Origin of the sequence: Sphingomonas sp. Leaf5, from assembly GCF_001421155.1 — a bacterium.
Lineage (GTDB): Bacteria > Pseudomonadota > Alphaproteobacteria > Sphingomonadales > Sphingomonadaceae > Sphingomonas.
The window spans coordinates 13,999-37,650 of sequence record NZ_LMJZ01000011.1 but is presented as its reverse complement, the minus strand read 5'-3'; the positions used below and the strand labels follow the sequence as shown (position 1 = coordinate 37,650).

Below are 23,652 nucleotides of genomic sequence, written 5' to 3'. Positions count from 1 at the left end.
CGGTGGAATTTTCCGAATTATCACAAGCTATAATTTGGTGCCAAAAACAACGTGATGCCTGGAAAGCTGAGTTCCTTGGACCAAACCTCCCGCATCAGCATCCTATCTCGATGCCGTTCTACGCATGGGAACAGCTAATAGATGCACTTCAGCATTCTTACGAGGCGCAATCAGATGACGTTGTTGAGCGTCCAGGTTTACCTGAATTAGTTGCTGCTAATTCGCCGGTATTCAATGCCCTGAAATGGGTGAAGGATAAGGTATCTCTTGAAGGATGGGGAGCGGCCGCAGTTGCGGCTGGAGTGAGCGCTGGTCGCATTGACTGGACTTCTCCACAACAGTCGATCCCAACACTAATGTTTGAACGTGCCCTTCAACAGCAATTGAACGGTTCAAGCACCGCGAGTTACGATAAAGCCAATGAAAAACAGCGCGGATATGAAGCCAAACTTTCTGAAGCAAGTCATAGACTCGATAATCTTCAAATTAATCTGCAATTCGTTGCGGAATCTATAGCCGATATGGAAGCAAGGGAGCGGTCGTCGTCGGCGAGCGCAATGTCTCAACTGGCCACTTACGAAACAAATATGAAAAATAAGCTATCCGATATCGATAGCATGGTCAGTGCTTCTGCCAGTTCATCGCTGAATAAAGTTGATGACGTTGCGAAAGAAGCCGATGAACGTATAGATAATTGGATAAGAACATTCCAAGAGCAAAATCAGTTACAGGCACCAGTAGCATTGTGGAACGACCGCGCATTGCAACACGGAGCGCAACTTCGGGTTCGTAGATTTTGGATGATAGGAATAGGCATTGGCGGCCTTGTAGCATGTATCGCAGTGTCGGTTGCAGCGTTTGTTTACAGTGGATGGCTCTTTGGCGATATTGCGGCTGAAATTCCGCAGGCCACGCCTACTACAATCAAACGTCTTAGTGAGGTATTCAAGTATCAGCTTCTCACGTCTTCTGCAGCGACCCTTATATTTTTGACGATGTATATCTGGTCTATGAAGCTACTCGTCCGCTTATACTCGATGGAACACCACTTAGCTATAGACGCAAAAGGTCGGTCGGCATTGACCGAGACGTACCTGAGTTTGACGAAGGAGGGTAAGGCCACCGATGCCGATCGTGCTATCATGTTGGCGGTACTGTTCCGACCTGTCGCCGACGGCATGGTCAAGGAAGATAGTCCACCCGCGATTTCGCCGGCAGCAATTATTGCAGGCTTGGCCAGCAGCCCTGGCAAGTAGGATCGCGAGCAACAAGCCCCCCCCCTACGATCGTCAGCACGATCACCGGCCCCAGAACGCTACCCAGGCACGTCCCCTCACCGCTTCGCCCCTGTGTGAGCGTCTTTGACACCCTAGGCGAGCAGCAGAGGGAGGGGCTGTCAAAATCTGAGGAATGGGCCCTCGGTGCAACAGCCACCCCCTCAAAAAGACGCGAGCATGAATTAAAATACCTAAGCATCAATCCAGCCGCAAAATCGCCCTACGGATTGATCGATGGTCGTCCTTTGGAACCTCCACGAACTCGCTATCTTCATCCTCCTGATAAAGGCCGCCTGGAGCCTTACTGGTATTGATCAATTCTACATAGCACCCGTAATCAATCTTATAGACGTCGTATCTTACGCCCGGTTCGTCATGTGACGAAGTGCCACGTTTCAAGATATGCAGCACCCGAGCATCAAACAGAGTGTCTATCAACTCATTGCGGGTATTAGCCGCAAACAAAAACCCACGAGCTTTCCGCTTTCCTATCACCTCGGTGATTATATGCTCCAACAAGCTACCGAGCGTGTGATTATCACGGATGTCTCGCGCTTTGTCCTGTATATACCAGTCCTGTGCTGCTCCACGAACGTCTTGGACAGTTATCTTCCGCCCCCATGCTCTAGTAACCATTTTCGTCACTAGATTTAGGGCATCTCGTGGCACCCCCTCCACCGCGCGAACAAATTCCTCGAACACCGGGGACTGACTGAACAAACGAGATATTAGCTCGTCGCCATTCGCGATATCATTTGGTGCAGTGTCAGAGGCCTTCAGATGCTTGAAAAGTAGCGTTTTGAAGAACTCAACGGAGCGACCAGCACTATTTTCGAAAACGAGAAAGTCATCAAGGTTGAGATCGGCCGCAATATCAGCCCCTAACTCGACCCCAACGTAACTCCCTCGTTCGCCACGAATGATAAATTGAGATCGATGCTCAATCGCGGCTATCTTAACCGTCAACAGTCTTTCGGGCAGGAGAGTCCGCCGTATCAAATCTGCAAGGTATGGTTGCAGATCGATAGGAACTTCGCTCCATTCGTCTACCAGAAGCCAGACTCGCTCTACGCCCAATGCAGAAATTAATGCCGATAAAGCGGACGCAGTTTTTCCGAAGTTTATATGGAACTTCTCAATCCCACTACGCTTGAACTTTCGAGCATCTGTTGTGTCTGAGGCTTTTGATACCTTTGCTTTGGCATCAAAACCGGGAATTGGCCAAATCTTGGCAGACAATTCCGCTTCACCAGCCTTCTTGCTTACACTTGTGTCAGACGTTTCCTCTTCTACGGGTCCGGATATTCGCACCTCCGAAATTGCAGTACCAAAATCGTCTAAGCACGAAGCAATTCGAGCTGGCTCCCGAGAGGTGTCAAGCGCCTCCACCGAGATCGCATAAAATTCGTCGAGTAAAGCTGTGAGGACGTCGCGAACTAATATTCCCGCCCTGTCGGGAACTGAGCGACTTGTATCACCGTAAATGGAACCATTCGAACCCACATTTCGCATATCGATGTACAGCGAAACGGCACTACTCTTTGCGAGTTGCTTCTGTAGGTACCGTAATGCGTGCGTCTTCCCGGTGCCTCTACGGCCGTATACAACCTGATTGTTTCTGGTCGAGAGAACATCAAATAATGGGGCGGAGTCTACAAACGTAGCGTCCAGGATTTCCCCGGTAGAGCGTTCCGCACGCTTATCAACGTCCAGAAAGATTTTGTGGATCTCTTGAAGTCCGCTGTTATCTTCGCCCGGCATCAAGGTCTCCGTCGGCCTACCAATCACCGTTACATCCGACAGTCCTATGCGCTGGTCAAGGTCTGTCGACCGCCGCTAAGTAGTTGGTGAAACGAGGACCCAAGCCCAAGCAACCGCACGATACTGGCCCGTCCAGTAAGCCCGTGATGCCCGATTACCTCACGGCAGCGGCCAGAGACGTGTGGTTTGAAGAGATCGAACACGTTGTCGCCAACGGCATCAACGTCAGCCACTCCACCACATTCGCCACCTACTGCTCCATTGAAGCTGTCTGTCGCGCCACATTCGCTAACGGCGACGTACCTCGCGCGGCATTCCTAAGCGAGAAGCGCAAACTGGCTGAGCTACTGGGGATCAGTGGCCTTGCAGCGCGCACCACCACCGGCACCACGGCCAACGCCCTCTCCCCAGACGCCAATCCCTGGGCCGCTCTCCCCGACGCCTGACCGTACGCAAGGGCAAGGGACATTTCGCCGATGTGGCGATCCAATACGCACGTCAGGTAGCGCGCCCCGCCGTTCCCGAACTCGCGATCCCCGCATGTTGGCAGATCAAGGCCGCTTGCGAACGCTTCCTCACAGACGTCGAAAGCGACGAATGGACGTTCGACGCGGCGAAGGTGGAGCGCGTCTGCCTGTTCGCGCAGTGCTTCCCATACCTCGACGGAACTTTAGCCTCTAAAAAACTGACCCTCCGGTTGGAGGCGTGGCAGGTGTTCATCCTGGCCGCGATCTTCGGCCTCGTGGACGCGCATGGGCTGCGCAAACACACCGAAGCCTTTATCTTCGTCCCCCGCAAAAACGGCAAGAGCACGTTCGCGGCGGTCATCGCCAAGTACATGCTGGTCGCGGACTATGAGCCACGTGCTCAGGTTTACATCGGTGCGGGCAGTCTCAAGCAGGCCGCATACTGCTTCGACCCCTGCCGGGAAATGGCCACCAAGGCACCGGGCTTTGCGACCCATTGGGGCGTGACGATCCGCAAGAAGCGCATCGAGTTGCGCGACGGCTCCTTCCTCGAACCCATGATCGGTGATCCGCCCGACGGATCGAACCCGCACCTCGCCATCCTGGACGAAGCGCACGAGAACGAGAACTTCGGCCGCCAGCGCGAGACGATGCGGACAGGTATGGGCGCTCGTCGCCAGCCCCTGTTGCTGACCATTACCACCGCAGGTTTTAACGAGGCCGGCGATTGCCGCCTCCTGCAAGCGCAATGCGAGCAAATCCTATTCGGCGAGACAACCGATCCTCGTCGTTTCAGCGCCATCTATACGATCGATCCAGAGGACGACTGGCGGGATTTCGAGGTGTGGAAGAAGGCCAACCCCAACGTGGGCGTGTCGTTCTCCGAGGCCAAGCTGAAGGAATACTGGCAGAACGCGTTGAACGTGCCGAGCGAAAAGCCCGGCCTACTGACCAAGCACCTGAATGTCTGGCAGTCGAGCGGCAACGCTTGGGTGAACATGAAGGACTGGGACGGTAACGCGGACGCCCTGCCGTTCGATCAGGTTGCCGGTAAGGGCTACGCTGCGCACACGGAAATCCTCGCGGCGCTTGAAGCGGCAGGCATCACCACGGCCCTTATGGCATCGCTGGATTTCAAAAGCGAAACCATCAATATCTGGACCGGATCGCATTCGCTGGAGGTGCAGGGCAGCACGGATAGCGTCCTGAACGGCAAGAAGTTTGAGCCGCTGGTTCATGGTGTCGTTATCAGCATCGGCGATAACTCGTTCTCCATGTCGGGCAGCGATCCGCTGGAAATCGCACTGGCTATCCCTAGCAGCCCCAGCACGGCTATCTCAGCAGCGTCGGTTCATCCCGATGAGTATCAGGGTCGCACTGCTACCCTGTGGCGCGCCCTCATGATCGCAGCGCCAATGCCCGGCACACCACCGACCTGGGTCTTCCGTCGTGTCCGCAGCGGGACGATGGATACCGTAAAGGTCAGCAATGATGGGCAGTCACATCAATTCGTGCTGGCCATTGAGGGCCACGCCGGACTTATCAGCAACGCCACCGGCTCCAACTACATGGACCAGAAGCGGTTCGATCCCGCCGATACCTCGCAGGATTATACCGCAGCCTGCGCCAACGGCAGTCCCGCGCCTTCCAAGCCCAAAGCCACCGGCTGGGACTTGATGGGTGAGCGCATTATGGCGCAGCAGAACATGCCTTGGAACCAGCTACGCTAGTGCAAGGCGTCAATATATATCGTAGGTTGAATACTTTTCATCGCGCGTCGGAGGGAAGCGGCATATCTGGGTTGAACGAAGGGGTGCGTTAAAGCTGTTCACGGCGTCATACTTTATGGACACGATGGCAGCAGGATGCTTCTCCGGCTTGCCCTTGCCATATCCCAAATTATATGACCATTCGAGATATTCGCGGTCAGCCCGCAATTTCTGTTTCGTTGTAGATTTAGGAAACGGCTTGTACATGTTCTGATCAAAAATTTGGATTGTATCTTTGCCTGCTTTGATATCATTTTTCGACAGAAGCCAATTCTTCGCACTCATTGCGCGAAGCAATTTAGTTGTGTCCTCACATTCTCCATCGGTATAAGGTCGGCAAGCATCGCCTCCTTGTTTTTCCCAGTAATCTTCGAACGAAAAGTCCGTGGTATTGTAAGTTGCAGAAATCCGCTTGTAGCTTGACGGCGACACTAGGCCTTTAGTCAATTTTTCTTCGCAAGCCGCTATTGCACCAAAGCTCTCGTCGGTAAACGGAACCTTGCCGCACCCCGACAAGGCAATGGCCACTAACGAGGTCCGCATGGTCGTAGCATAGGAAGTGCGAAGATTGTCGAGCATGAAACCGTGTATCAGCGGTCCTACTCGATATCCAGCGTCAAGAAACATTCAGTATGGCGCTACATCCGGCATTGCTCAGGGTTTGCACCACCAAGCGACATAGACGGAACATTCCTTCATGCTCTCGTCCGCCGTCGACGCCCCTGAACTACGAAACTGAGTACGCTTGCCAGCCTTCTCATGATGATACTTTTGGGTGAGAACCGCGCCGTCTTCTCCGAGCATCGTAAGCTGTTGAAGCGCCGTCTCGAGTTGCAAGCCAGTTACCCGATCCATCTTGTCTTCCAGAATGACAAGGTGCTCAAAACCTTCGCGACGGTAATCGTCCCCCTTAGTAATCGCGGATTTTCGGGTAAATCCCACGACGTACTGATCAACGCTGTCGTTCGAAACAATCGCTTCGATCGTCGCGAGACATTTTTCGATCTTACGCTTTGAAACGGCCAAATCGTCTCTCCCTAACCTGCCGGTCCTTACGATGCTAAGTATTGGATGGAAAAGCCATCCGAACTTGTTCGCGCCCCCGACTGGGAAGAGCGCCTAGCTGTATATCTGGACCGCAAGCGGGAAGAACCCTTCAAATGGGGTTCCAACGACTGCGCTCTCTTCGCCGCAGAAGCGATTAAGGCAATGACCGGGACCGATCCCGGCGAGGCCTTCCGTGGCACCTACGATAGCAGGACGGGTTCTGCGCTTGCGCTGCGAGAACACGGCGAGGGTACGCTTCTCAAGACGGTCACGGCCTGGCTAGGTCAGCCCAAGCATCCGGTGTTCGCCCAGCGCGGCGATATCGTGATGAAGGACCGCAACACGCTCGGCGTTTGCGTCGGCCTGCATAGCTGGTTCGTCGGCGAAGAGCACGGCCAGAACGGGCTTGTCGCGGTTCCCACGGTCGACTGCACGAAAGCATTCTCCCTGCCCTTCGTGGCCGCCCCCTCGATCGAGGAGGTTCGCTAATGGGTAAGGTCGTTAAAACCGTCCTGGTCATCGCGGTCGCCGTCGCGGTCATCGTCTTTGCGCCGCAGATCGCAGCAGTCCTAGCCAGTGTCGCGGGTTCACTGGGTGTCACGGTCGCAGCAGCGACGATCTCGTCTGCGCTGATCGGAATGGGCCTGACCATGGCGCTGACCGCCGCAGCGAGCATGTTCGCCAAGCCGCCCAGCATGTCGCAGTCGCTGGCCGACCGCCTCAACACCAGTGTGGTGCCGACCGCCGCGCGCAAGATCGTGTTCGGTACGACCGCAGGCGGTCAGGACGTTCGCTTCTTCGAAGGCGACCTCGACTTCCCGAAAAGCAAGATCGACGGTTACGCCCAGGTCATTGCGCTGGCTTCGCACCGCGTCAGCGCGGTCAAAGAATTTTACGTCGAAGAAGACCTCGTTTGGTCGAACGGCGCGCTCGTCGCCAAGCATGGCGGTTTCGCTCCTGCCAATCCATTCCGGTACGTCTTGGAAGGCAGGCCCGGCAACGCCATTCCCGTTGGCACGGGTCGCTACTGGAACAGCGCCAGCACCTTCACCGGCTGCGCCTATTACGTCCCGTTCTGGAAGCTGGACCCAGACGTATGGGAAAGCGGCATTCCGCAACGCCTGACGACGATCGTTGATGGTTGCCCGCTCTATGACCCTCGCCGCGACAGCACGCGCGGCGGCTCCGGCGCTCACCGCATCAACAACCAGGACACATGGGCATTCCGCGACGGATCCGTTGAGATCGGTCGCAATCCGGCACTCGCGCTGCTCACGTACCTGATCGGCTGGCGCATCAACGGCAAACTGGTGTGGGGCATGGGCATCCCTGCGCACCGCATCGACTTCGATAATTTCCGCACCTACGCCAACCTCTGCGAAGAGCGCGTCGCGATGCAAGGCGGCTCCACCGTCCAACGCTACACCGTGGACGGCATCTTTTCGACCATGGACAGCCACGAGACGATCATCAATGGCATCACGGCCACGATGGGTTCGTGCAAGATGACCGACCGTGGCGGCGTCTACTGCCTCGTTGGTGGCTATGACGACACCGCCGGTCCCAAGATTGAGTTCACGGCTGACGACCTCGTTGCGCCCTCGAATGGTGCCAGCCCCTATATCTGGAACCCAGCGCCCCCGTCGCGCGAGCGTTTCAACATTGTTCGTGGCCGCTTTGCCAATCCATTGGAACTCTACCAGCTCACCGATTGGGGCGACCCCATTGAGCAGGAGCCGCTTGCTGACGGCATCCCCCGCACGTTGTCACTGGACCTTGGCGCAGTAAGTCGCGCCGAAACCTGTCAGCGCATCGCCAAGCAATTCCTGCTTCGCGAATACCTGACCCCCGGCATGTTCAGCGCAACGTTCGGCCCCAAGGCATTCGCCGTGGAAGTCGGCTCCGTCATCACGCTGTCGCTGCCCGCCGAAGGCTGGAACAACAAACTGTTCCGCGTGATCGAGCAGGCCGAAAGCCACGACATGTTCTTCCAGATGACGCTACGCGAGGAAGACCCTGCGATCTATGCGTGGGATCGGGAAGAGAAGCCCCTGCCGGCGTCGATCAGGCCGCAGGGTCATGACGCCAGCAAGACCCTTACGCCTGCCAACCTGACCCTGGCCAGCGACAGCTACAGCGGTGCCAACGGCATCAACGTGTCGGAAGTCCATGTCGCCTGGACGCCGGAATTGAGCGGTCGTGTTCAGGGCATCCAAATTCGCAGCCGTCCGCAAGGCACTGAGGGTTGGAGCGAGCAAGCTGCGCTCTTCGACCCCAAGGTAGGCACGTTCACGTTCACCTCGAACGCACCGGGCATCACCGTTGAAGTGCAAGCGCGCTTCCGCATGACCAGTGCCGTCTATTCGCCCTGGGTCAACGCCAGCGTGGCGACTGCCGCCGTTGCGATCAACTACGACGACGTGAAGGAAACGCCCACCGGCCTCGGTGATATTAACTCATCCGAAGGTAGCAAGCTGGGCGGCATTCAGGCGGGTGCGACTGTTGGTGCGAAGGTCGGTACAAACCTCATCGGCAGCACGAACCAGACGATCGGCAGCGACGAGGTGATGAACGCCAGCGCGGGTTACAGCGCGACAGCCACCTACGATTTCAGCAACAACACCACGCAGGGTTTTACCGCGTCCGGTGCGACGCTTTCGGTCGCCAACGGCATCCTGAAAATGGAAACCACGTCGCTCGATCCCATTCTGTCCGTGCCGGTCAACATGCCGGGTCGCTCCGCATCCATAATCCGCATCCGTATGCGCCCAACGTCGGCAGCGATGACGTGGCAGGGACAGGTCTACTACGGAAACCAGAACCACAGCGACAGCGAGCAATACACGCTTCGCCTGCCCACCAATCCCAACACGCGAAACGTCTGGACCGTCGTGGAATGGGACATGAGCAATCTCGCGCTGGGTGGCACCGATTACGTTGACGGAACCCTGAACCGCTTGCGCTTCGATCTCAGCACTGGTCCAAACGAGACTTGGGAAATTGACTGGATACAAGTCGGTCAGCGCATGAATGCCACCTATGGTGCGCCAGTGGGTTCAAGCGTCGGTTCTATTCCGGTTGCGGACGTTGTCTCAAAGATGGGTATCCCTGGATACTCTAATTTCCACCACCATCCCAGGCATCAATACCACGATCAACAACAACCTTGCGACTTCGCGTAATGAACTCACGGCTGAGAAGGCGACGCTTAACACGGATATTTCGGTTGCAAAGGCCGACGCGAAGAAAGCCAATGACGATCTGGCGGCGGAAGTTACCCGTGCCAAGGGTACGGAAGGTGCGATTACAACCACCGTAACCAACCTCACGACTACCGTAAATGGCCACACAACTACGATCAGTGAGAACTTCACGTCGCTGACCAACAAGGACACGGCACTAGCGAACCGCGCTACCAACCTCGAAACGACCGTCAACAGCACGACAGATGGCAACAGCGCGCTCAAGGCACGTATCGCGGTGGAAGAAACTGCGAGGGCTAACGCAGATAGTGCAGTTGCCACCAGGACGACGAAGTTGGAAGTGGCATCGCGAGGCGCTGGCAATCTGCTGGGCAATACCGAGTTCACAACCACGACCGGCTGGGCGGTTCCACACAATGGCGCTGGCCTCAATCCTCTTGAAACGCAAACCGGCGACTATTGGAACCCTCGCGGCGAAACGGTCCTGCGACTGTTCAGTACGAACACACCGCCGGTTGGATCTTACACACAGGTTATTTCCGACGCCTTCGCAGTCGTTCCAGCGTCATGGATACAATTTTACGCCTATACTTCCTCGCATCGTGCAAAATCTTGGACGACCCTCTTCTTCTACGACTTGAATGGGGCGGAAGTTGCGTACGCCGGTGAAATCTATGGTGCGCGCATCAATGCTGGTGGTCCCGATCTAAACGGGTGGGACATTACCGGCGTCAAAGCCTTCAAGGTTCCCGCAACCGCTGTTTCCGCCCGTTTCGCATGGCGCGTTTATGACAATGGGGTGAGCAATCCGGTCGCGTGGTTCTTCCATCCCTATGTTGGTGCGGCGAAAGAAGGGCAGACTGAGTGGAACCCTTATAGCCCCGGATCAGGCAAGCAGACGTTCGTGCAAACGAACGCTCGCATCGGTACGGAAGAAACTGCCCGTGCCAACGCAGACAGCGCCTTGGCTGCACGCGCAACCACGCTCGAGAGTACGGTCAACAGCGGTACGGATGGTAACGCGGCGTTGAAGTCGCGTATCGCGACCGAAGAGACAACGCGATCCACCGCCGACAGCACACTCGCTTTGCGCGCGACAACCCTCGAAAGCCGGGCCAAGAGGACGGAAGGGTTCGCATCGGGTGACCTCATCCGCAAGGGGACATTCGAGGACGGCAACCCCGGTGATTGGACTGGTGGGGCGAGTGCTTTCAAACCAGTCGACTACAACCAGCCCGTACCGCCGAGCGGTCAATATGTGCTGCTCATCCGAGGAGTGCGCGACTGCTTCGAGGGACTTGAATGGATATCAGGTGCTTGGGGCGGTCGCAAACTCAGGGTTAGCGGGTACGCCTCTGGCCAGTTTTCACCGACGAACAGCGCCGCAGGCGTCATGATCCGACGTGCAGACGGCTCGGTGACATGGATCGGTGTTCGTGCCGCGAACAGGTACACCGCTGGCTATAATCGCTTCGACCAAACGATCTCCTTGCCGCCTGAGACGGTAGCCGTTCGACCATGGATGCAGAACGATGGCGATGCAGCTTCAACGCCGGACATGGAGGTTCGCCTTCACAGCCTAAGCATCCGAGACGTAACGGTCGCCGAAGAGGCGATCTCCAAGGTTACGGAGGAAGCAGGCGCTCGCGCTACAGCAGACAGCGCGCTGGCTACCCGCTCTACGACGCTTGAAAGTCAGATGACCGGAGCAACCGCGTCAGGCCTTCAAACGATGGTCAAGAACAACCGCAAGAACCTTGCGGACGTGGGCTGGTGGAAGAAGGGCGCAGCGATCCCGTGGGCGCTGAACGGCGGTCAGCGAAACGAGATTGTTCAGTTTCCTCACGGCTCCAACTTCGGCGGCCTCGCAATGCCAGATGGCTCCAGCGGCGACGCATGGCTCTGTCAGGCAGACGGCAGCGGTCAAAATGCTGGTGGATGGAACAGCGGCCCGATCGCGCCGCTCGACCCCGATAAAACATACCGCTTCTCCGTGCCGATCGCGGCGCTGGACCCAGTTGGGGCACGATCCAGTTACTGGGGGACGGGCAACGTCTGCCACCTCAACACGACGACCGGCGCAGACAATCCCTATTTTGCCTATGGCTCCGTTACACCGGGCAAATGGTACTTGTTCACCGGCTTCATCTTCCCGCGCAACAGCGTGGACATGACGCACGATGGTGCGGGTATCTATGACATACTCACGGGCGAGCGGGTCGCAGGAGGTTGGAATTATTGCTTCCACCCGGCGGGATACCAGCCCATCCACCGGGCATACCAATTTTACGCAACGAACGGCGCATATCAGGCCTTTGGTCGTCCGATGGTCGAACTGGTTGATGGCACCGAGACGCCGTTCAACGCCATGCTGGGTGCCGTGCGATCAGCGAATGCTCGCATCACAGCAGAGGAAGGTGTTCGCGCAACTGCCGATAGCGCGCTGGCAACCCGTGCGACAAATCTGGAAAGCACGGTCAACAGCGGCACGGACGGTAACTCAGCATTGAAGGCTCGCATTGCTGTCGAAGAGACAACCCGCGCAAGTGCGGTAAGCAGTGTCGCGGGACGCACCACCGTAGTTGAAGCGCAGGTCAGCACTGAAGCGAGCAACATGCTTCGCAACGGCATCTTCAACTCGCCGGGTTGGGTTGGTCGCGGTGCAGGTGGCATCCCCCCCTACTGGAACGGCTGGTCACAGGACAACGGAGCCTTCCTTGGCGCAAGTCCCCGCGACAGCCGCTATGGTGCTCCCGCCCCTCTCCAGATTGATCGCAATGGCATCAACAATGGCATCACCCAACCCATTTTCAATGTCGCACCGGGTTGGTATGCCTTTGAGGTCGACATCACGGGTGAGGACGGCAACTGGAGTGGTTCTGGCGTCCACTGTAACTTCAACAACGGCTATGCGTTCAACTTCGGCTTTGCGACGAACGCTGATACGGCAGGCCGTGTTGGCGATATCGGAACTGCGAACCGCCAGTTCACTTGGTTGTTCTACAACGGTGCCAACACCGGCAACGCGAACCTCTACCTCATGTCAGGTTGGTCAGGTTTTCAGGGTGGCACGAACTTCGGCTTCTTCCGTGGCGTCTGGCACCGCGTTGTTATGCGAGCCGCCACGGCCGGTGAAATCCTCGCGCAGAAGGTCAATAATGACCTGAATGGCCCCAGTGGCGCAATTGCGAGGATCGCAGCGGAAGAAACAGCCCGTGCTAACGCGGTGTCGGCAGTCGCTTCGCGAACATCAACGGTTGAGACTTCACTAAACGGACTGGGTTCGCGCGTCAGCACGGCAGAAGGTTCGATCACTACCCTGAATGGCCGTTCGTCCTCCTACTGGCAGGCCGTTGCGGTGGCGGGCAACAACCGCGCGCAGATTACGGTTCGCTCCGATAGCAATGGCGGCGCGGGTGTGGACATCGTTGGCGACGTCACATTTGCGGGCAACCTCAACGTGAAGTCGGCAAGCTCAGGTGTCCGAACGGAATACACGAACACCGGTATAAAGACTTACAATGCCAACGGCGTTCTCGTCTTCCAAAGCGGTATCTACTGATGGGCTACGGTATCCGACAGTGGAACCCCGACAACGGCGGGCTGATCCTCGACACGCAGGTTGATACCGTCAACCGCGTCTTCGATACCGTTACGCTTAATGAGAACGCCGGTAGCCTGACGGATGCGCGGTTCGCCGCCGGTGTGCCTTTTGCTGCGATCGTTCCTTACAGCAGCACGTCTCAGAACCATCCCAAACAGTTCAGCTTTTCAGGCAATACGATGAGTTGGACTGGCGGCCCTCCCTGTTCCGTCATGTACGGTGTCGGTGCGGGCAATACGTCCTACAACCCTGTGACGAATGGCACCCGTGCGGGTTTCCAGTGCCGTACCGAAGACGGCAGCGCGATTACGCTGGATGAGACTATGTTCGCTCTACAGCTTATCGGCAGGGGCACGGTCAGCGCGGGTTCGGGTGAAGCCGCCACGGCTGATGTCTACTGCCCGGATGGCAAGACCCCGGTTATCGCGGTACGCAACTCCGGCAATGCCTCGATCTATCTGGCGGGGGTGGTCATGATTGACGCCACGACCTGTAGGATCACGTTCGGGCCAATCGTCCCAAACACGATCGATTGGTATGCGTTCGGTAAGGTCTATCCTGCTTTGAGCCGTGGCATCGGCGCGCGCTGGTATGACAGCACAGGCACGTTGATGGGCGACACGAGCGTTCCTGTGATGCGTATTCTTCGCGCCAACCTAGTCTTCAACATGACTGCTGGTAATGAAGCCGACTTCACCGAACCCGCAGGCAAGAAGATTGCGGTCGTTATCAACGAACCCGGCTTCTATCTCCACAAGAGCGCAGCAGGCGGCGGTGCAGGTGGTACGGGTTCGGCTGGCGTGACAATTTATCGCGCTGCCATTCGATCGCTGAATGACAACAGTTTTCGCGCAAGCGCGGCGCTCATTTTCTCGTCTTCAGCCGGTGGTACGAACGAAATTCGCATCGAGACAAATGCGAAATTTTCCACGGTAGACGTGACCAACCTCTAAATAGTGGGCAACAAGAAGGGGAAACCCCCACATGTCTGAAACAAATATCATCACCTCGGAACAGGCGCAAGAAATGCGGCAGGCGCTTGCCGCCTACGATCAGAACGAGGCGTACAAGATCGCACTCAAGCGCCATGAACTTTTTGCGCTGCTTCAACCTATCGTGGACAGCGACGAGTTCATTTCGATCCACGAGCAGGTCAGCGAGTTGCGCAACAACGGCCCCAAGGACGATATGTTCTTCGGTATCGGGCTTGAAGCAATCTACAACGGAATGACAAACCTCGGCATTCAGGTTGCAAATTGGACTACGCCGGTCGATCCATCGGCCCCAGTGACTGAACCCGCTTCAAGCGACACGACCCTTCCACCCTATCCTTCTGACGCCAGCAACGGCGAAACGGTAAGCTGACATGATCCCCCAGGACATGCGCGACCTGCTCATCCGCTTGGATCAGCGGGTCGATGACGGCTTCAAAAGCATGAACGACAAGCTGGACGCACAGAGCCGCCGCGCGGACAGCTTGGAAAGCCGGGTGCGTGACCTGGAGGTTTGGCGCAGCGAAATGCAGGGCAGCGCAAAAGGCCTGAGCACTGGTTACAAGGTGCTCACCGCCGCCGCTGGTGCACTATTCGGCGTTCTGGGCATGTTGGGCGTGCAAAACGTCTTACCCCACAAGCCGGTGGCAAAGGTCGAAACGACGATCGAGCGCAGTGTTCACATTCCAACGCAACGGTGACTTGCGTTGTATTAAACGCAGTCGTCGCTTTAGGACGTTCGATCCGCCACAGCTAAACCGACCAAACTTGTCGCCGGCATAGCTACACATCAGAGCCGTTCGGCTCGCACCTTAGCGGTTTGGCGGGACAGGTGCGTTCGGCAAGCCGGCTTGGCAAAATGGATAACAGTTTCCCCAGACACGTACGCCAGTACCGTTAGTGAAAGCAACGTTTATAACAATCGAATAGCTTCTGCCCTGCCACTTCTTCGCTAACTCGCGGTCAACTCTAAAATACTTAACAGCCAATAAGCCTGCTCGCTCGTAATCTGGATCAAGTGACGTCTTCAGATTAACGTCGCCGTGATCTGTTTTGCAACGCGTCAGCTGCCCGTTTCGTGCTATCAACGCGCACCGAAGATGCGCGTAGCCCGTTCCTGTTTTCGCTTGCGGCAGTAACGCTTTTACCTCCGCCTCAGTGGGCAGCCGGTCCCAAGACACAGAAGCATAGGCAGGTTCTCCTTGCTCGGCGACAATCCACGCCTCGACGCGATCTGCAGGCATGACGACGAACGAGGCGAGGATTGTGGCAAAAAGAAACATAAAACCCAACTACATTGTCGTTTGGAAGCAAGATGATAGCTGCTTCCACAACCGTGTCAAACTGGATTGGGCTTAGCTGTTTCAGTTTGATCTATCGTAAAAAGGACGCGATCTTCCGTGTTCGTTACTCGTTTTCAGCCTTGCGATCGTTATAAACGTTCACCGGAGCACGATACGATTGATCTTTAAAGACTCCCCCCTCCATCAAGACTTTGTAGGTCGAAACATCGAGCTGCAAGGCTCCTGCCATCGACAGGCTACCCAAATGAGCGAACATCTCATTCGCATTACCATATTCTGATCCATAGAACGGTACGTTTTTAAGCTTCCGCTCGGCATTTTCTCGATTGAAGTACCGAACTGAGTCTAGATAGTTATTGTAGCCATGAGATGTCATATGGCTCATTTCGTGCATGATGATACCAATAACTCCGGTACCGTTATAGCCCGGCGCAGTATAACCGGATATTCCGGTACCTTCTGCGAACGACGCGAAATGAAGCGTGTCCGTCATCGTCACTCTATTGGCGCTACCTACGCCAGAATTGGTTGTAGGGCGGTCAGTAATTACAAATTTCGTTCGCTGAAGGTCATACAGTAGCGTTCCAGCGGTAATGCTGTTACCGTTAGGAAGCGGAATGACAGTTCCTGCAGGGAGCTTCGAGGCCGCCGTAATGATCCTAGCCACCGCATCGGCAACATTGTTGGCGGCTTCGATCGCCTTAGCTTGGTTCGCAGGATTGTCAATGGATACATTTACGTTAACGCTCACATCACCAGTTGCAGGGTTTTGTGGAGCAGTAGTGTCATAAGATGGCGAGTTCGCTGGTTCACCACTCTGTGTGAAATTATAGTTATGAAAGGTTGGTACACCTGCACTATAGCGCCCGGTAACGATAATATCTGTAGCCAACGGCCGTACTCCTCTTTGTGGAGACAGATTGGTGGCAGGTGAAATCCAACAAAAATCCAACAAAATTTGTCATAGACGTTTTTTCCGAAATTAGACGAACTGAAGGGCCGTAAGCCAGTTAGGAAAATATGCCGTTCGGTACACTTCACATTGAAACGGGCTGGCTGAACGAGAATCACGGCCAACTGGTTCTCCGCGTTGACGGAGGCCGCCGCTGGCGGCTCGACGTAGGCCCCATTCTGGCTTGGCGAGCAAGGCGACTGGTCGGCAAGCGCGTGCGCGTCGAGGGCGTCCGCGACGGGTTCGATCTTCTGGATGTCGGGCGTATCATGCCAGAATAGCTTCTCGGTCGCCCTACGCAGCCCGCAGAGGGCCTTAGCGCGTTTCAGGGTACAGCGAAGCCCCGCCATTGCTGACGGGGCTTAACGGGCGTCTGTGTCAGGGTATGTTACCGGCTGTCCTGGCGGCAATGTTCGCTGCCCGTGTTGCGCGCAGCTTGGCCTTGGCTTCCTCCGACATAGGTCCGCGCTTTACGCCAAACTGACCCTTTATCCGCTTCTTGATATGCTCCTCGGTCTGTTTGACGCCCCGCTTGGCATTTCCGATTTTCGCCTTGGAAGCGTCTTCGTGTTTATCGCCAGTCTGAAAGCGGAACATCTTCAAGCTGTCCTCGGCTTTCATGATCCTGGCATCTGCGACAGTCATCGTGCCGCCAATCACTCGTGCTTCGCGCGTGACCCAGCCGCAAACAGGACGACAGCTACCACTGTTGAAATAATGGAAGAGTGCTTTGCCACCCTTGGCTATCTTCTTTTCGATGGTAGCAATACGGGCTTTCGACCATAGGCTCAGGTACTCATCTAAACTCATCGTGACGGTGATGTTGTTGTTGACCTTCTGGAATTTCAGCACCTTGCAATACTGATCCCATAGGGTCTCAAGGATGCCGGGGCGAAGATCGGCACGGTTGACCATTACGCACCTACCCATGTCAGCTTGAACAGCATCGCGACATCAGGATCGGTCGTGTATACCTCACACTCTTCAAAAGCGCCGTGCTCATCGACACCACATGACCATGCGCTACCCTTCATCCTGTGTTGAGAACAAAACGCACTTAGGGCAGGCCAGTCCCATTCGTAGGACGTGCCAACAAATGTGTGGAGGGTCGTTCCGTCAGCCTGAGCCTGCGCAACGTATTCGAACTGTGATTTGATTGTCATGTCGTGCTCCAAATGAAAAGAACCCCCGGAGAGCACGACCAATCCGGGGGTTCCGCTATCCCACTTGCGAAGGGAAACAGAAACTTTTGAGGCGCTATAACGTCGTGCTCGTTGCGTCCGACCTATTTACCAGCAAAGCCATATGGCAGTATGCTGCTACCCAACCACTATACGGCCTGAGCGAATAAAATGTCATTATTCTCGGCTCTACCTTGGTAAGACCCATACATAGTAAGAAGCGCAGCGGCGGCAGCTTACTTCCTCTACCTTGGTAAGAGCCATATTATTCCATTAATATGGCACCTCCCAAAGCAGATGAACTAAACTACCACCACTACTCAGACGCTTCACGTTTGCTGCGCCTTCGCGCTCGCTCTGCTCGCACTCAGGCTGGCAACCGTTCGCGTCCAGCAATTTCGTTGAACTTCGTTCGTCCTGGCCTTTGGCTCAGGGGTAGTCGTCTGCGACAGCCAGTCGTCCTGCGGACAGCCAGGCGCTTCGCTTGTTGGGTCATTGGTCTGCGACGCCGTCGAGGGGAATAGGCGAACCTCGATTTCCCACCGCACTTCAGAGCCGCCCAAATTGGCTCAGCGGACCTGAACCCTTAGTTCGTGATCCGCTGTCCCTATGCGTCGGTTGCCTAGCGGCATTATCGCTTCGGCGGCCCAATTCCTTTGAACGCGTCCGACACTAACCCGTACTGGCCGGAACGTTTACCCTTGGTGGCCTTCTGGTCTCCAGAGGCTATCAAAGCCTCTTTCGCCTTCTTTAACTTTTCCTTTTTTTCGCGTTTCGTAGCCTTGTCAGCCTTAGCCGCCGCAACCGCTTGCGCCTTCTCTTCAACTACGGTCCGTTCGTCGAGTGCGCGGCGCAACATCGCTTCTAGTCGCGACACATTTTTCGGTCGCTGATCTTCGACCATATCCTGGTCAACAAGAGTTGCAAGAACGACCCTTTGCGCCTCGGCTTTCGGGTTGGCGATCGGCAATGAACCATTAAAATGCTCAGAAAGTAGTGGAAATGGACCGTCAACCGTCCAATTCCAGCGTTCGTCCTGAGTGTTCAGTGACTGTGGATCGTACTGGACGAATTTTGGCTTATCGCAATCCGGGACACGGGCAGCGAAGCCTTCTTCCAACCTTTCGCATTTTCGTGCGAGAGCCTTCTCCTTACGATATTTGGGGTCATTCCCCGCGAGGGCAATTCGCGCGTAGCGAAGAACCCCCTGGGCTTCTTGCCAATAATCCGCCGCTTCCGGCGAAAGCATTGCGCCACCATGCTCCTTGGCAGCGTCGTTGGCATTGCGATAGTCGGTCTCCAGTTGCGCAATCTGCATCGCTACCTGTTTGCCTGCGATGCGAATTATCGTCGCAACTGGATGACTGTAGCCGTCATTCTCTTCCAAGGTTTTCAGCGCGCTTGCGACTTGAGCGCGTTGTACATCGTTCAGCATTTCAGCCTCCATACTGTATGGAGCGGGGTGACCCCCGCTCCGCGCTGCTCAAGCAACCTTCCCAGTCTTGGACTGCGAAGCGGCCGGCTTTGGCGGCTGCATACGGGCGAGTTTCTCCATCAACGCCTTACGCGCTGGGCCGTCCAAGCCACCAATAACGCGCTCGCGCTCCTCGTCCCGGATTTGCTGCTCACGTACTGCCCGCTGTTTCTCGGTTTCGCGCTCAGCGCGCTGCGCCTTCAAAAGCGGAGCCTGCGTGTCGGCAACCTTATCGAGCGTCTTGATCGCGTTTGGATCGGCGATGGCCAAGACTTCGTAGAACGGACCGTCCTTCAGCGCACGAACCAGCAGCGTCATATAATCGCCATGATCCGCAGGCCGGTCAATCTCTACTTCAATCCTTGCTCCACGCGTTTCATCCAGAAACAACTTACGAGTGTTTTCCGTCACTGGATTGGCAGCATTACGCGCATCCGTTGCAAGTCGTGCCTTACGGGCCTTGGCCATCTGCGACGCGCCATTTGATGCCATGATGGTAGCAGCAATCGCTTTGACATCCGTTGTCTCCACGCCGCGAGCCTGCAATTCCTCCATAGTGTGGTGGTAGATTTCCATGCTCCGATCGGGGACCCAGATGACTCGGGTATTTCCCTGAAGATCCTTAAACGTCTTTTTCTTGTCGAAATGAGGTTCACCCCAGTAGACTTTAATCCAAGGGGTAAACATGCTGGTGCCTTCAGCGGCTGCCACAACCGCATGCTCGTCCAAAATTGCGGCCTGCGTTTCCGGCGAGGCGTTCTGAATGATGTTGCGGATTGCCACATACGCACCGGCCACCATGACGGCCAGCGCGTCGCTCCCGCGGGCCTTCTGGAACGCAGTCTGTTGCTTCTGAACGATCGAACGAACGGCGGTTTCGTCGAGGATCGCGGTCGAATTCGTAGTCATGATATTCAATTCCTTGCCTTTTACCGTGGCAGCAGGATTGCTGCGTGGTGAGGAATTGTTAGGGCGGGCCCGGATAGGACCGTGATTAGCTAGATGCGCAAAACGGAAAGAGACAACCTTTGAACGATATGGTTTGGCGCTCGCCTGTCATGGCGACGGACAATTATTGGGCGTCTCCGGAACAGGTCACGTTCGCTCAGCTTTGTTATACGTATCTGCTCATTAGCCCCAGCTACGACCTAGCCCGCAAGTTCCGCCAGGGTTTGCTTACAGACGCCGAAAAGGCCATTCTTCCCGCTGACATTGACGTGGTCTTGGGTGTTCACGACCTACTTGGAGACCTGAAGCAGGTCGAATTCGACGACTGGTGGCCAAACAAGGGCATCGCTGCTTTCGGCTGTGAGGGTAAAGAAGCGATCGTATTTCCGATTGACGCAATCTGGCCGAGCAAGCCCGCCATGACCGAACAATTAGCGGATAGGATGGGCCAGTATCTCAACGGTCGGTTCAGCGAGCAGGACCCGATGCCATGTCTGATTGTCTCTGTACCGCTTACACTTACGAAGTCGGCCGCCACGGAACAGATAAAGGCGTTCCTCGATAAAACCGCGAGCAAGTTCGACGACGCGCCACGAATAAAGCCGATTTATGAACTGCATGGAACGAAGCGAGATTTAAAGGGCCTAATACGATACATGAAGTGTGCTATGTGCAGGTGCGAAGAACCAAGTGCGAAGTTGTGGGAGATCGGCGTTCTTGCTGAACTGAGCACAACCTACAGTGAACGCCTTGCTAAAGGCAAAGGTACTTTGGAGGACCAGCAAGCATTAAAGATGTTAGCGAGCCGCGCCATTCACCGTGCGGTGATGATCGCCGAGAACGCGGCGCGTGGCAAATTTCCTACCTACGAACCTAACAAACACGCTCTCAAGCCAGATTGGATGGCTATGGGTGATGTATTCGACGGCTTGGAGGGCTGGTACTACGAAGAGGAATAGGATGCACTCGTCCCACAGATGTGGAACGGGGTAAAATGCTTTACAGAGCAATCGTCAATCTCAAGCTGTCGGCCATCATATGTCCTATGGGGTGATGCGCCCTATCGATAAGTCACACTTATCCGCGCACACAACCCAATCCCTACCGTTTATAAATAAAATTATACAACGGAAAGGGCGCGATATGACGAACGAAGAAGCGGAGAACGCACCAAGCCATCTAACAACGAAGGTGAACCGTCACGACAGAGAGGTTGCCGACATGAAACATGCGCCGGCACTCACCGATCCGCTGGCCGCAGCCATTGACGCCGTTGTTCTCCAACTCACGAAGGCGCTTGTGCAGAGACAGGCAGTATCGAACAATTACCTGCGCTTGCTGTCGAGGAACAAGCGTGACAAGTAGTATGTCTCGTGAGGAGCAGATGGCATGTTACCATGCCGATATCCTGGCCCTGCTAGGGATCGACCCTCATCACCCGCTGGCGCAGATACTTGGCCAGGGACTGATGGACTTACTCCTAGAGTAATAGTACGGCTCGCACTGCGGAGCCGTCGCCACTTCAGTCCCGCTAAATAGCGGATGGCAAACCAAACTATCACCGGTACCAACATCACCGTTCACGGTCGAGGCTCCCTCGTCCTGCCTTACAAACTGAGAAGGCAGGCCGACAACACGACTAGTGAACAGGTCGATCTGTCCACACGCTCGCTCTTCTTCGAAGTAGACGGCGCTGCAATTCGCGAAGCGATGGTCGCCGATCCCAACGACCCGTTGGGCAAAATGATCGTTCTGGAAAATGATCAGATCGTCACCTTGAAACAGACACCCACGCGCTGCGTTATCCGAGATGAAACCGACATCGCGATCGGAAGGCCGGTCGTACTCTGGGACGGGAAGATCAACCGCGACGGCTATATCGGCAATCCAGACAGCGTGGACGACGCCTAATGGCACTGGTTTCCACGATCCAAACATCGGTTCTCGTCACTACGCTTCCGACAGGTGGCGCGCTCGATCAGAGCATCCAGAACGCAACCGCGTCCGCGCTGGTCACGGGTGGTTCGTCCCTTGTTACGCAGATGATAGGAATGCCCGGTCCGCAGGGCGAAATCGGTTTAACCGGTCCGCGCGGAGCCACCGGAAGCCGAGGAAGCACTGGCGCGACCGGTCCCGTTGGACCCGCCGGTCCGCAGGGTCCGGCCGGAGAGAACGCAGACCCAGCGGTCATCTCAGGCATCAATACGCGCCTAGAGGGCCTTACGACCAGCATTCACGCCATCCAGAACCTAGCACCCGAACAGCTAAACGCATTTGCGGAAGTCGCATCGGCACTTAACAACGACCCCGAGTTCGGCGCGACTATGACAACGGCGCTGGCCCGACGTGTTCGTTTCGATGCTGCGCAAACCCTGACATCGACGGAACGGAACGTCGCTCGCTCAAACATCGATGCTGCGTCCGTTTCCGACATGACCGGGAAACTCAGCAAGGAAGCCTACGTTCGCAGCCTACAGTTCGTGCTTTCGGGTAGGCCAACTGCGAACGCGCTATTGGGTGGTGGCGTCACACCGCAGGTCGGTACGATCGACGTATCCGCATCCTCTTTTGTCGCTGAGACGGCACCTACGAATGCGGTCACACTGACAATCAAGCTGAACGGCGCAAACGCTGGTACGGTATCGTTCAATGCGAACTCCACTACCGGCGCAATCACCCTGAATAGCACGTCGCTGAACGCCGGGGACCGTATCTCGCTCTACATGGGCAACGCCGACCCGACCTTTTCGGGACTGATCGGATCGCTGGTGGTTCGTCTGTGACGCAGATCGTCAAGTTCCTCATGGCTGGCACAACGAGTTGGACAGTGCCGGACGGCGTTACATTCGTTTTGGTTGAATGCTTGGGTGCGGGCGGCAACGGCCACACGATGAATGGTTCTTCGGGCAGTACGGCCCGTCGTCGTGGTGGCGGTGGTGGTGCGTATGCCAAGGATACGATCACCGTCAGCGCGGGATCGAACATCACGATTGCGGTCGGCTCTGGTGGCTCCGTTATCGCAACAGCATTTGGAACTCAGGTCGTTGCGGCGGCTGGCAACAACGGCTCTGGTGCGACGAACGCAATGGGTGGTTCGATTGCGAACTCTACGGGATCGGTTGTGTTCGCTGGCGGTAACGCCAACGCGGGCACGACCTCGACGGGCGGCAGCGGTGGTGGTGGCGCGGCAGGTCCACGTGGAAATGGCGGCAACAGCGGATCAGCAAGCAACGTCACGGGCAGTGGTGGCGGTGGCGCTAACGGTGGCTCAGCTGGACAATCAGCGACGACCAGTACGGTCGGCGGCGCAGGCGGCAACAACTACCTTGGCTTGGGCGGCGGCGCCCCTGAAACAGACGGCACGAATGGCGGCGGCGGTGGCGGCTCAACAACCAGCGGCATAAACGCAGGTTCGGGCAGCTACATGACCGTATGGACCGAAACCGGCTCTGGAATGGTGGCTGGACCGGGTGGTGGTGGCGGTGGTTGCCGTAACTGCAATGGCGGCGACAGCTTCTTTGGTGGCGGTGGCGGAGGCGGTGGCGGCCCCAGCGGTTCGGCGTTCCGTGGTGGTCGCGGCGGCGATGGCTTGATCGTGCTGACCTACACCGTTGAGGAAACCGCCAGCAGTTTTTCCACTCATTCCTACTGGCTTTAGCCCTTGCGAATCTGT

At 56.2% G+C, this 23,652-nt stretch carries 23 protein-coding genes; 14 read left to right on the top strand and 9 right to left on the bottom strand.

Annotation, left to right across the window (positions count from 1 at the left end):
* Positions 1–2: 2 nt before the first annotated feature.
* Complete coding sequence (locus ASE50_RS18785; protein ID WP_156347537.1) at positions 3–1,256, top strand: DUF6161 domain-containing protein; 1,254 nt, start codon at positions 3–5, stop codon at positions 1,254–1,256.
* 219 nt (positions 1,257–1,475) lie between these two features.
* Here ASE50_RS18785 and ASE50_RS18245 read toward each other — a convergent pair whose 3' ends face one another.
* Positions 1,476–3,038 (bottom strand): hypothetical protein, encoded by a 1,563-nt coding sequence (locus ASE50_RS18245; RefSeq protein WP_082438926.1) that lies wholly within the window; start codon positions 3,036–3,038, stop codon positions 1,476–1,478.
* Between the two features lie 146 nt (positions 3,039–3,184).
* Between ASE50_RS18245 and ASE50_RS08905 the strand changes: the two genes are divergently transcribed.
* The gene (locus tag ASE50_RS08905; protein ID WP_056398751.1) at positions 3,185–3,484 is read left to right on the top strand and encodes a hypothetical protein; all 300 of its coding nucleotides are present in this window, start codon (positions 3,185–3,187) and stop codon (positions 3,482–3,484) included.
* 32 nt (positions 3,485–3,516) lie between these two features.
* Entirely contained in the window at positions 3,517–5,235 is a 1,719-nt protein-coding gene (locus tag ASE50_RS08900) for a terminase large subunit domain-containing protein (RefSeq protein WP_056398749.1), read from the top strand.
* A gap of 9 nt (positions 5,236–5,244) precedes the next feature.
* Here ASE50_RS08900 and ASE50_RS18780 read toward each other — a convergent pair whose 3' ends face one another.
* On the bottom strand, positions 5,245–5,853 hold the full coding sequence (locus tag ASE50_RS18780) for a hypothetical protein (protein ID WP_156347447.1): 609 nt from the start codon (positions 5,851–5,853) through the stop codon (positions 5,245–5,247).
* A gap of 75 nt (positions 5,854–5,928) precedes the next feature.
* On the bottom strand, positions 5,929–6,300 hold the full coding sequence (locus ASE50_RS08895) for a hypothetical protein (RefSeq protein WP_056398746.1): 372 nt from the start codon (positions 6,298–6,300) through the stop codon (positions 5,929–5,931).
* A gap of 45 nt (positions 6,301–6,345) precedes the next feature.
* Here ASE50_RS08895 and ASE50_RS08890 point away from each other — a divergent pair, with 45 nt between their 5' ends.
* The 5 genes from ASE50_RS08890 (at position 6,346) to ASE50_RS08865 (ending at position 14,821) form a co-directional block, all read left to right on the top strand.
* The gene (locus ASE50_RS08890; RefSeq protein WP_056398743.1) at positions 6,346–6,810 is read left to right on the top strand and encodes a DUF6950 family protein; all 465 of its coding nucleotides are present in this window, start codon (positions 6,346–6,348) and stop codon (positions 6,808–6,810) included.
* A 2,550-nt stretch (positions 6,811–9,360) separates the two neighbouring features.
* Positions 9,361–13,086, top strand: a complete 3,726-nt coding sequence (locus tag ASE50_RS18775; RefSeq protein ID WP_156347446.1) for a hypothetical protein — start codon at positions 9,361–9,363, stop codon at positions 13,084–13,086.
* On the top strand, positions 13,086–14,081 hold the full coding sequence (locus ASE50_RS08875; RefSeq protein WP_056398737.1) for a hypothetical protein: 996 nt from the start codon (positions 13,086–13,088) through the stop codon (positions 14,079–14,081). The genes ASE50_RS18775 and ASE50_RS08875 overlap by 1 nt, the downstream gene beginning before the upstream one ends.
* A 31-nt stretch (positions 14,082–14,112) precedes the next feature.
* Positions 14,113–14,493 carry a hypothetical protein gene (locus ASE50_RS08870; protein WP_056398734.1) on the top strand — a complete coding sequence of 127 codons (381 nt, stop codon included), beginning with the start codon at positions 14,113–14,115 and terminating at the stop codon, positions 14,491–14,493.
* A 16-nt stretch (positions 14,494–14,509) separates the two neighbouring features.
* Positions 14,510–14,821, top strand: a complete 312-nt coding sequence (locus ASE50_RS08865; RefSeq protein ID WP_156347445.1) for a hypothetical protein — start codon at positions 14,510–14,512, stop codon at positions 14,819–14,821.
* Between the two features lie 111 nt (positions 14,822–14,932).
* Here the strand turns inward: ASE50_RS08865 and ASE50_RS18770 are convergent, their stop codons facing one another.
* Positions 14,933–15,403, bottom strand: coding sequence for a hypothetical protein (locus tag ASE50_RS18770; protein WP_156347444.1), 471 nt, complete (start codon positions 15,401–15,403; stop codon positions 14,933–14,935).
* 124 nt (positions 15,404–15,527) lie between these two features.
* A complete protein-coding gene (locus tag ASE50_RS18765) occupies positions 15,528–16,316 on the bottom strand; it encodes a hypothetical protein (RefSeq protein ID WP_156347443.1) in 789 nt (262 codons plus the stop codon).
* Between the two features lie 128 nt (positions 16,317–16,444).
* Here ASE50_RS18765 and ASE50_RS19500 point away from each other — a divergent pair, with 128 nt between their 5' ends.
* The gene (locus ASE50_RS19500; protein ID WP_082438924.1) at positions 16,445–16,657 is read left to right on the top strand and encodes a DUF5818 domain-containing protein; all 213 of its coding nucleotides are present in this window, start codon (positions 16,445–16,447) and stop codon (positions 16,655–16,657) included.
* A gap of 97 nt (positions 16,658–16,754) precedes the next feature.
* On the opposite strand, the gene ASE50_RS08855 is transcribed toward ASE50_RS19500, so the two are convergent.
* From ASE50_RS08855 to ASE50_RS08840, 4 genes are all read right to left on the bottom strand, one after another.
* Positions 16,755–17,291, bottom strand: coding sequence for a hypothetical protein (locus ASE50_RS08855; protein WP_056398722.1), 537 nt, complete (start codon positions 17,289–17,291; stop codon positions 16,755–16,757).
* Complete coding sequence (locus ASE50_RS08850) at positions 17,291–17,539, bottom strand: hypothetical protein (protein ID WP_156347536.1); 249 nt, start codon at positions 17,537–17,539, stop codon at positions 17,291–17,293. Before ASE50_RS08850 ends, ASE50_RS08855 begins: the two co-directional genes overlap by 1 nt.
* Before the next feature lie 649 nt (positions 17,540–18,188).
* A complete protein-coding gene (locus ASE50_RS08845) occupies positions 18,189–18,992 on the bottom strand; it encodes a hypothetical protein (RefSeq protein ID WP_156347442.1) in 804 nt (267 codons plus the stop codon).
* Positions 18,993–19,040: 48 nt separating this feature from the next.
* Entirely contained in the window at positions 19,041–19,940 is a 900-nt protein-coding gene (locus tag ASE50_RS08840) for a hypothetical protein (RefSeq protein WP_056398712.1), read from the bottom strand.
* Positions 19,941–20,059: 119 nt separating this feature from the next.
* Between ASE50_RS08840 and ASE50_RS08835 the strand changes: the two genes are divergently transcribed.
* From ASE50_RS08835 to ASE50_RS18755, 5 genes are all read left to right on the top strand, one after another.
* Positions 20,060–20,938 (top strand): hypothetical protein, encoded by an 879-nt coding sequence (locus tag ASE50_RS08835; protein WP_156347441.1) that lies wholly within the window; start codon positions 20,060–20,062, stop codon positions 20,936–20,938.
* Between the two features lie 184 nt (positions 20,939–21,122).
* Positions 21,123–21,344, top strand: coding sequence for a hypothetical protein (locus tag ASE50_RS08830; RefSeq protein WP_056398706.1), 222 nt, complete (start codon positions 21,123–21,125; stop codon positions 21,342–21,344).
* A 177-nt stretch (positions 21,345–21,521) separates the two neighbouring features.
* Positions 21,522–21,890 (top strand): hypothetical protein, encoded by a 369-nt coding sequence (locus ASE50_RS18760; protein WP_156347440.1) that lies wholly within the window; start codon positions 21,522–21,524, stop codon positions 21,888–21,890.
* The gene (locus ASE50_RS19620) at positions 21,890–22,762 is read left to right on the top strand and encodes a collagen-like protein (RefSeq protein WP_082438923.1); all 873 of its coding nucleotides are present in this window, start codon (positions 21,890–21,892) and stop codon (positions 22,760–22,762) included. The genes ASE50_RS18760 and ASE50_RS19620 overlap by 1 nt, the downstream gene beginning before the upstream one ends.
* A complete protein-coding gene (locus ASE50_RS18755; protein WP_156347439.1) occupies positions 22,759–23,637 on the top strand; it encodes a hypothetical protein in 879 nt (292 codons plus the stop codon). The genes ASE50_RS19620 and ASE50_RS18755 overlap by 4 nt, the downstream gene beginning before the upstream one ends.
* Positions 23,638–23,652: the final 15 nt, after the last annotated feature.

Bases quoted from the DNA above. Each gene is read 5' to 3' on its own strand.
- ASE50_RS18245 (WP_082438926.1), bottom strand. From the start codon at position 3,038: ATGCCGGGCGAAGATAACAGCGGACTTCAAGAGATCCACAAAATCTTT.
- ASE50_RS08905 (WP_056398751.1), top strand. From the start codon at position 3,185: ATGCCCGATTACCTCACGGCAGCGGCCAGAGACGTGTGGTTTGAAGAG.
- ASE50_RS18780 (WP_156347447.1), bottom strand. From the start codon at position 5,853: ATGCTCGACAATCTTCGCACTTCCTATGCTACGACCATGCGGACCTCG.
- ASE50_RS08890 (WP_056398743.1), top strand. From the start codon at position 6,346: ATGGAAAAGCCATCCGAACTTGTTCGCGCCCCCGACTGGGAAGAGCGC.
- ASE50_RS18775 (WP_156347446.1), top strand. From the start codon at position 9,361: ATGGTGCGCCAGTGGGTTCAAGCGTCGGTTCTATTCCGGTTGCGGACG.
- ASE50_RS08875 (WP_056398737.1), top strand. From the start codon at position 13,086: ATGGGCTACGGTATCCGACAGTGGAACCCCGACAACGGCGGGCTGATC.
- ASE50_RS08870 (WP_056398734.1), top strand. From the start codon at position 14,113: ATGTCTGAAACAAATATCATCACCTCGGAACAGGCGCAAGAAATGCGG.
- ASE50_RS08865 (WP_156347445.1), top strand. From the start codon at position 14,510: ATGCGCGACCTGCTCATCCGCTTGGATCAGCGGGTCGATGACGGCTTC.
- ASE50_RS18770 (WP_156347444.1), bottom strand. From the start codon at position 15,403: ATGTTTCTTTTTGCCACAATCCTCGCCTCGTTCGTCGTCATGCCTGCA.
- ASE50_RS19500 (WP_082438924.1), top strand. From the start codon at position 16,445: ATGCCGTTCGGTACACTTCACATTGAAACGGGCTGGCTGAACGAGAAT.
- ASE50_RS08855 (WP_056398722.1), bottom strand. From the start codon at position 17,291: ATGGTCAACCGTGCCGATCTTCGCCCCGGCATCCTTGAGACCCTATGG.
- ASE50_RS08850 (WP_156347536.1), bottom strand. From the start codon at position 17,539: ATGACAATCAAATCACAGTTCGAATACGTTGCGCAGGCTCAGGCTGAC.
- ASE50_RS08845 (WP_156347442.1), bottom strand. From the start codon at position 18,992: ATGCTGAACGATGTACAACGCGCTCAAGTCGCAAGCGCGCTGAAAACC.
- ASE50_RS08840 (WP_056398712.1), bottom strand. From the start codon at position 19,940: ATGACTACGAATTCGACCGCGATCCTCGACGAAACCGCCGTTCGTTCG.
- ASE50_RS08830 (WP_056398706.1), top strand. From the start codon at position 21,123: ATGACGAACGAAGAAGCGGAGAACGCACCAAGCCATCTAACAACGAAG.
- ASE50_RS18760 (WP_156347440.1), top strand. From the start codon at position 21,522: ATGGCAAACCAAACTATCACCGGTACCAACATCACCGTTCACGGTCGA.
- ASE50_RS19620 (WP_082438923.1), top strand. From the start codon at position 21,890: ATGGCACTGGTTTCCACGATCCAAACATCGGTTCTCGTCACTACGCTT.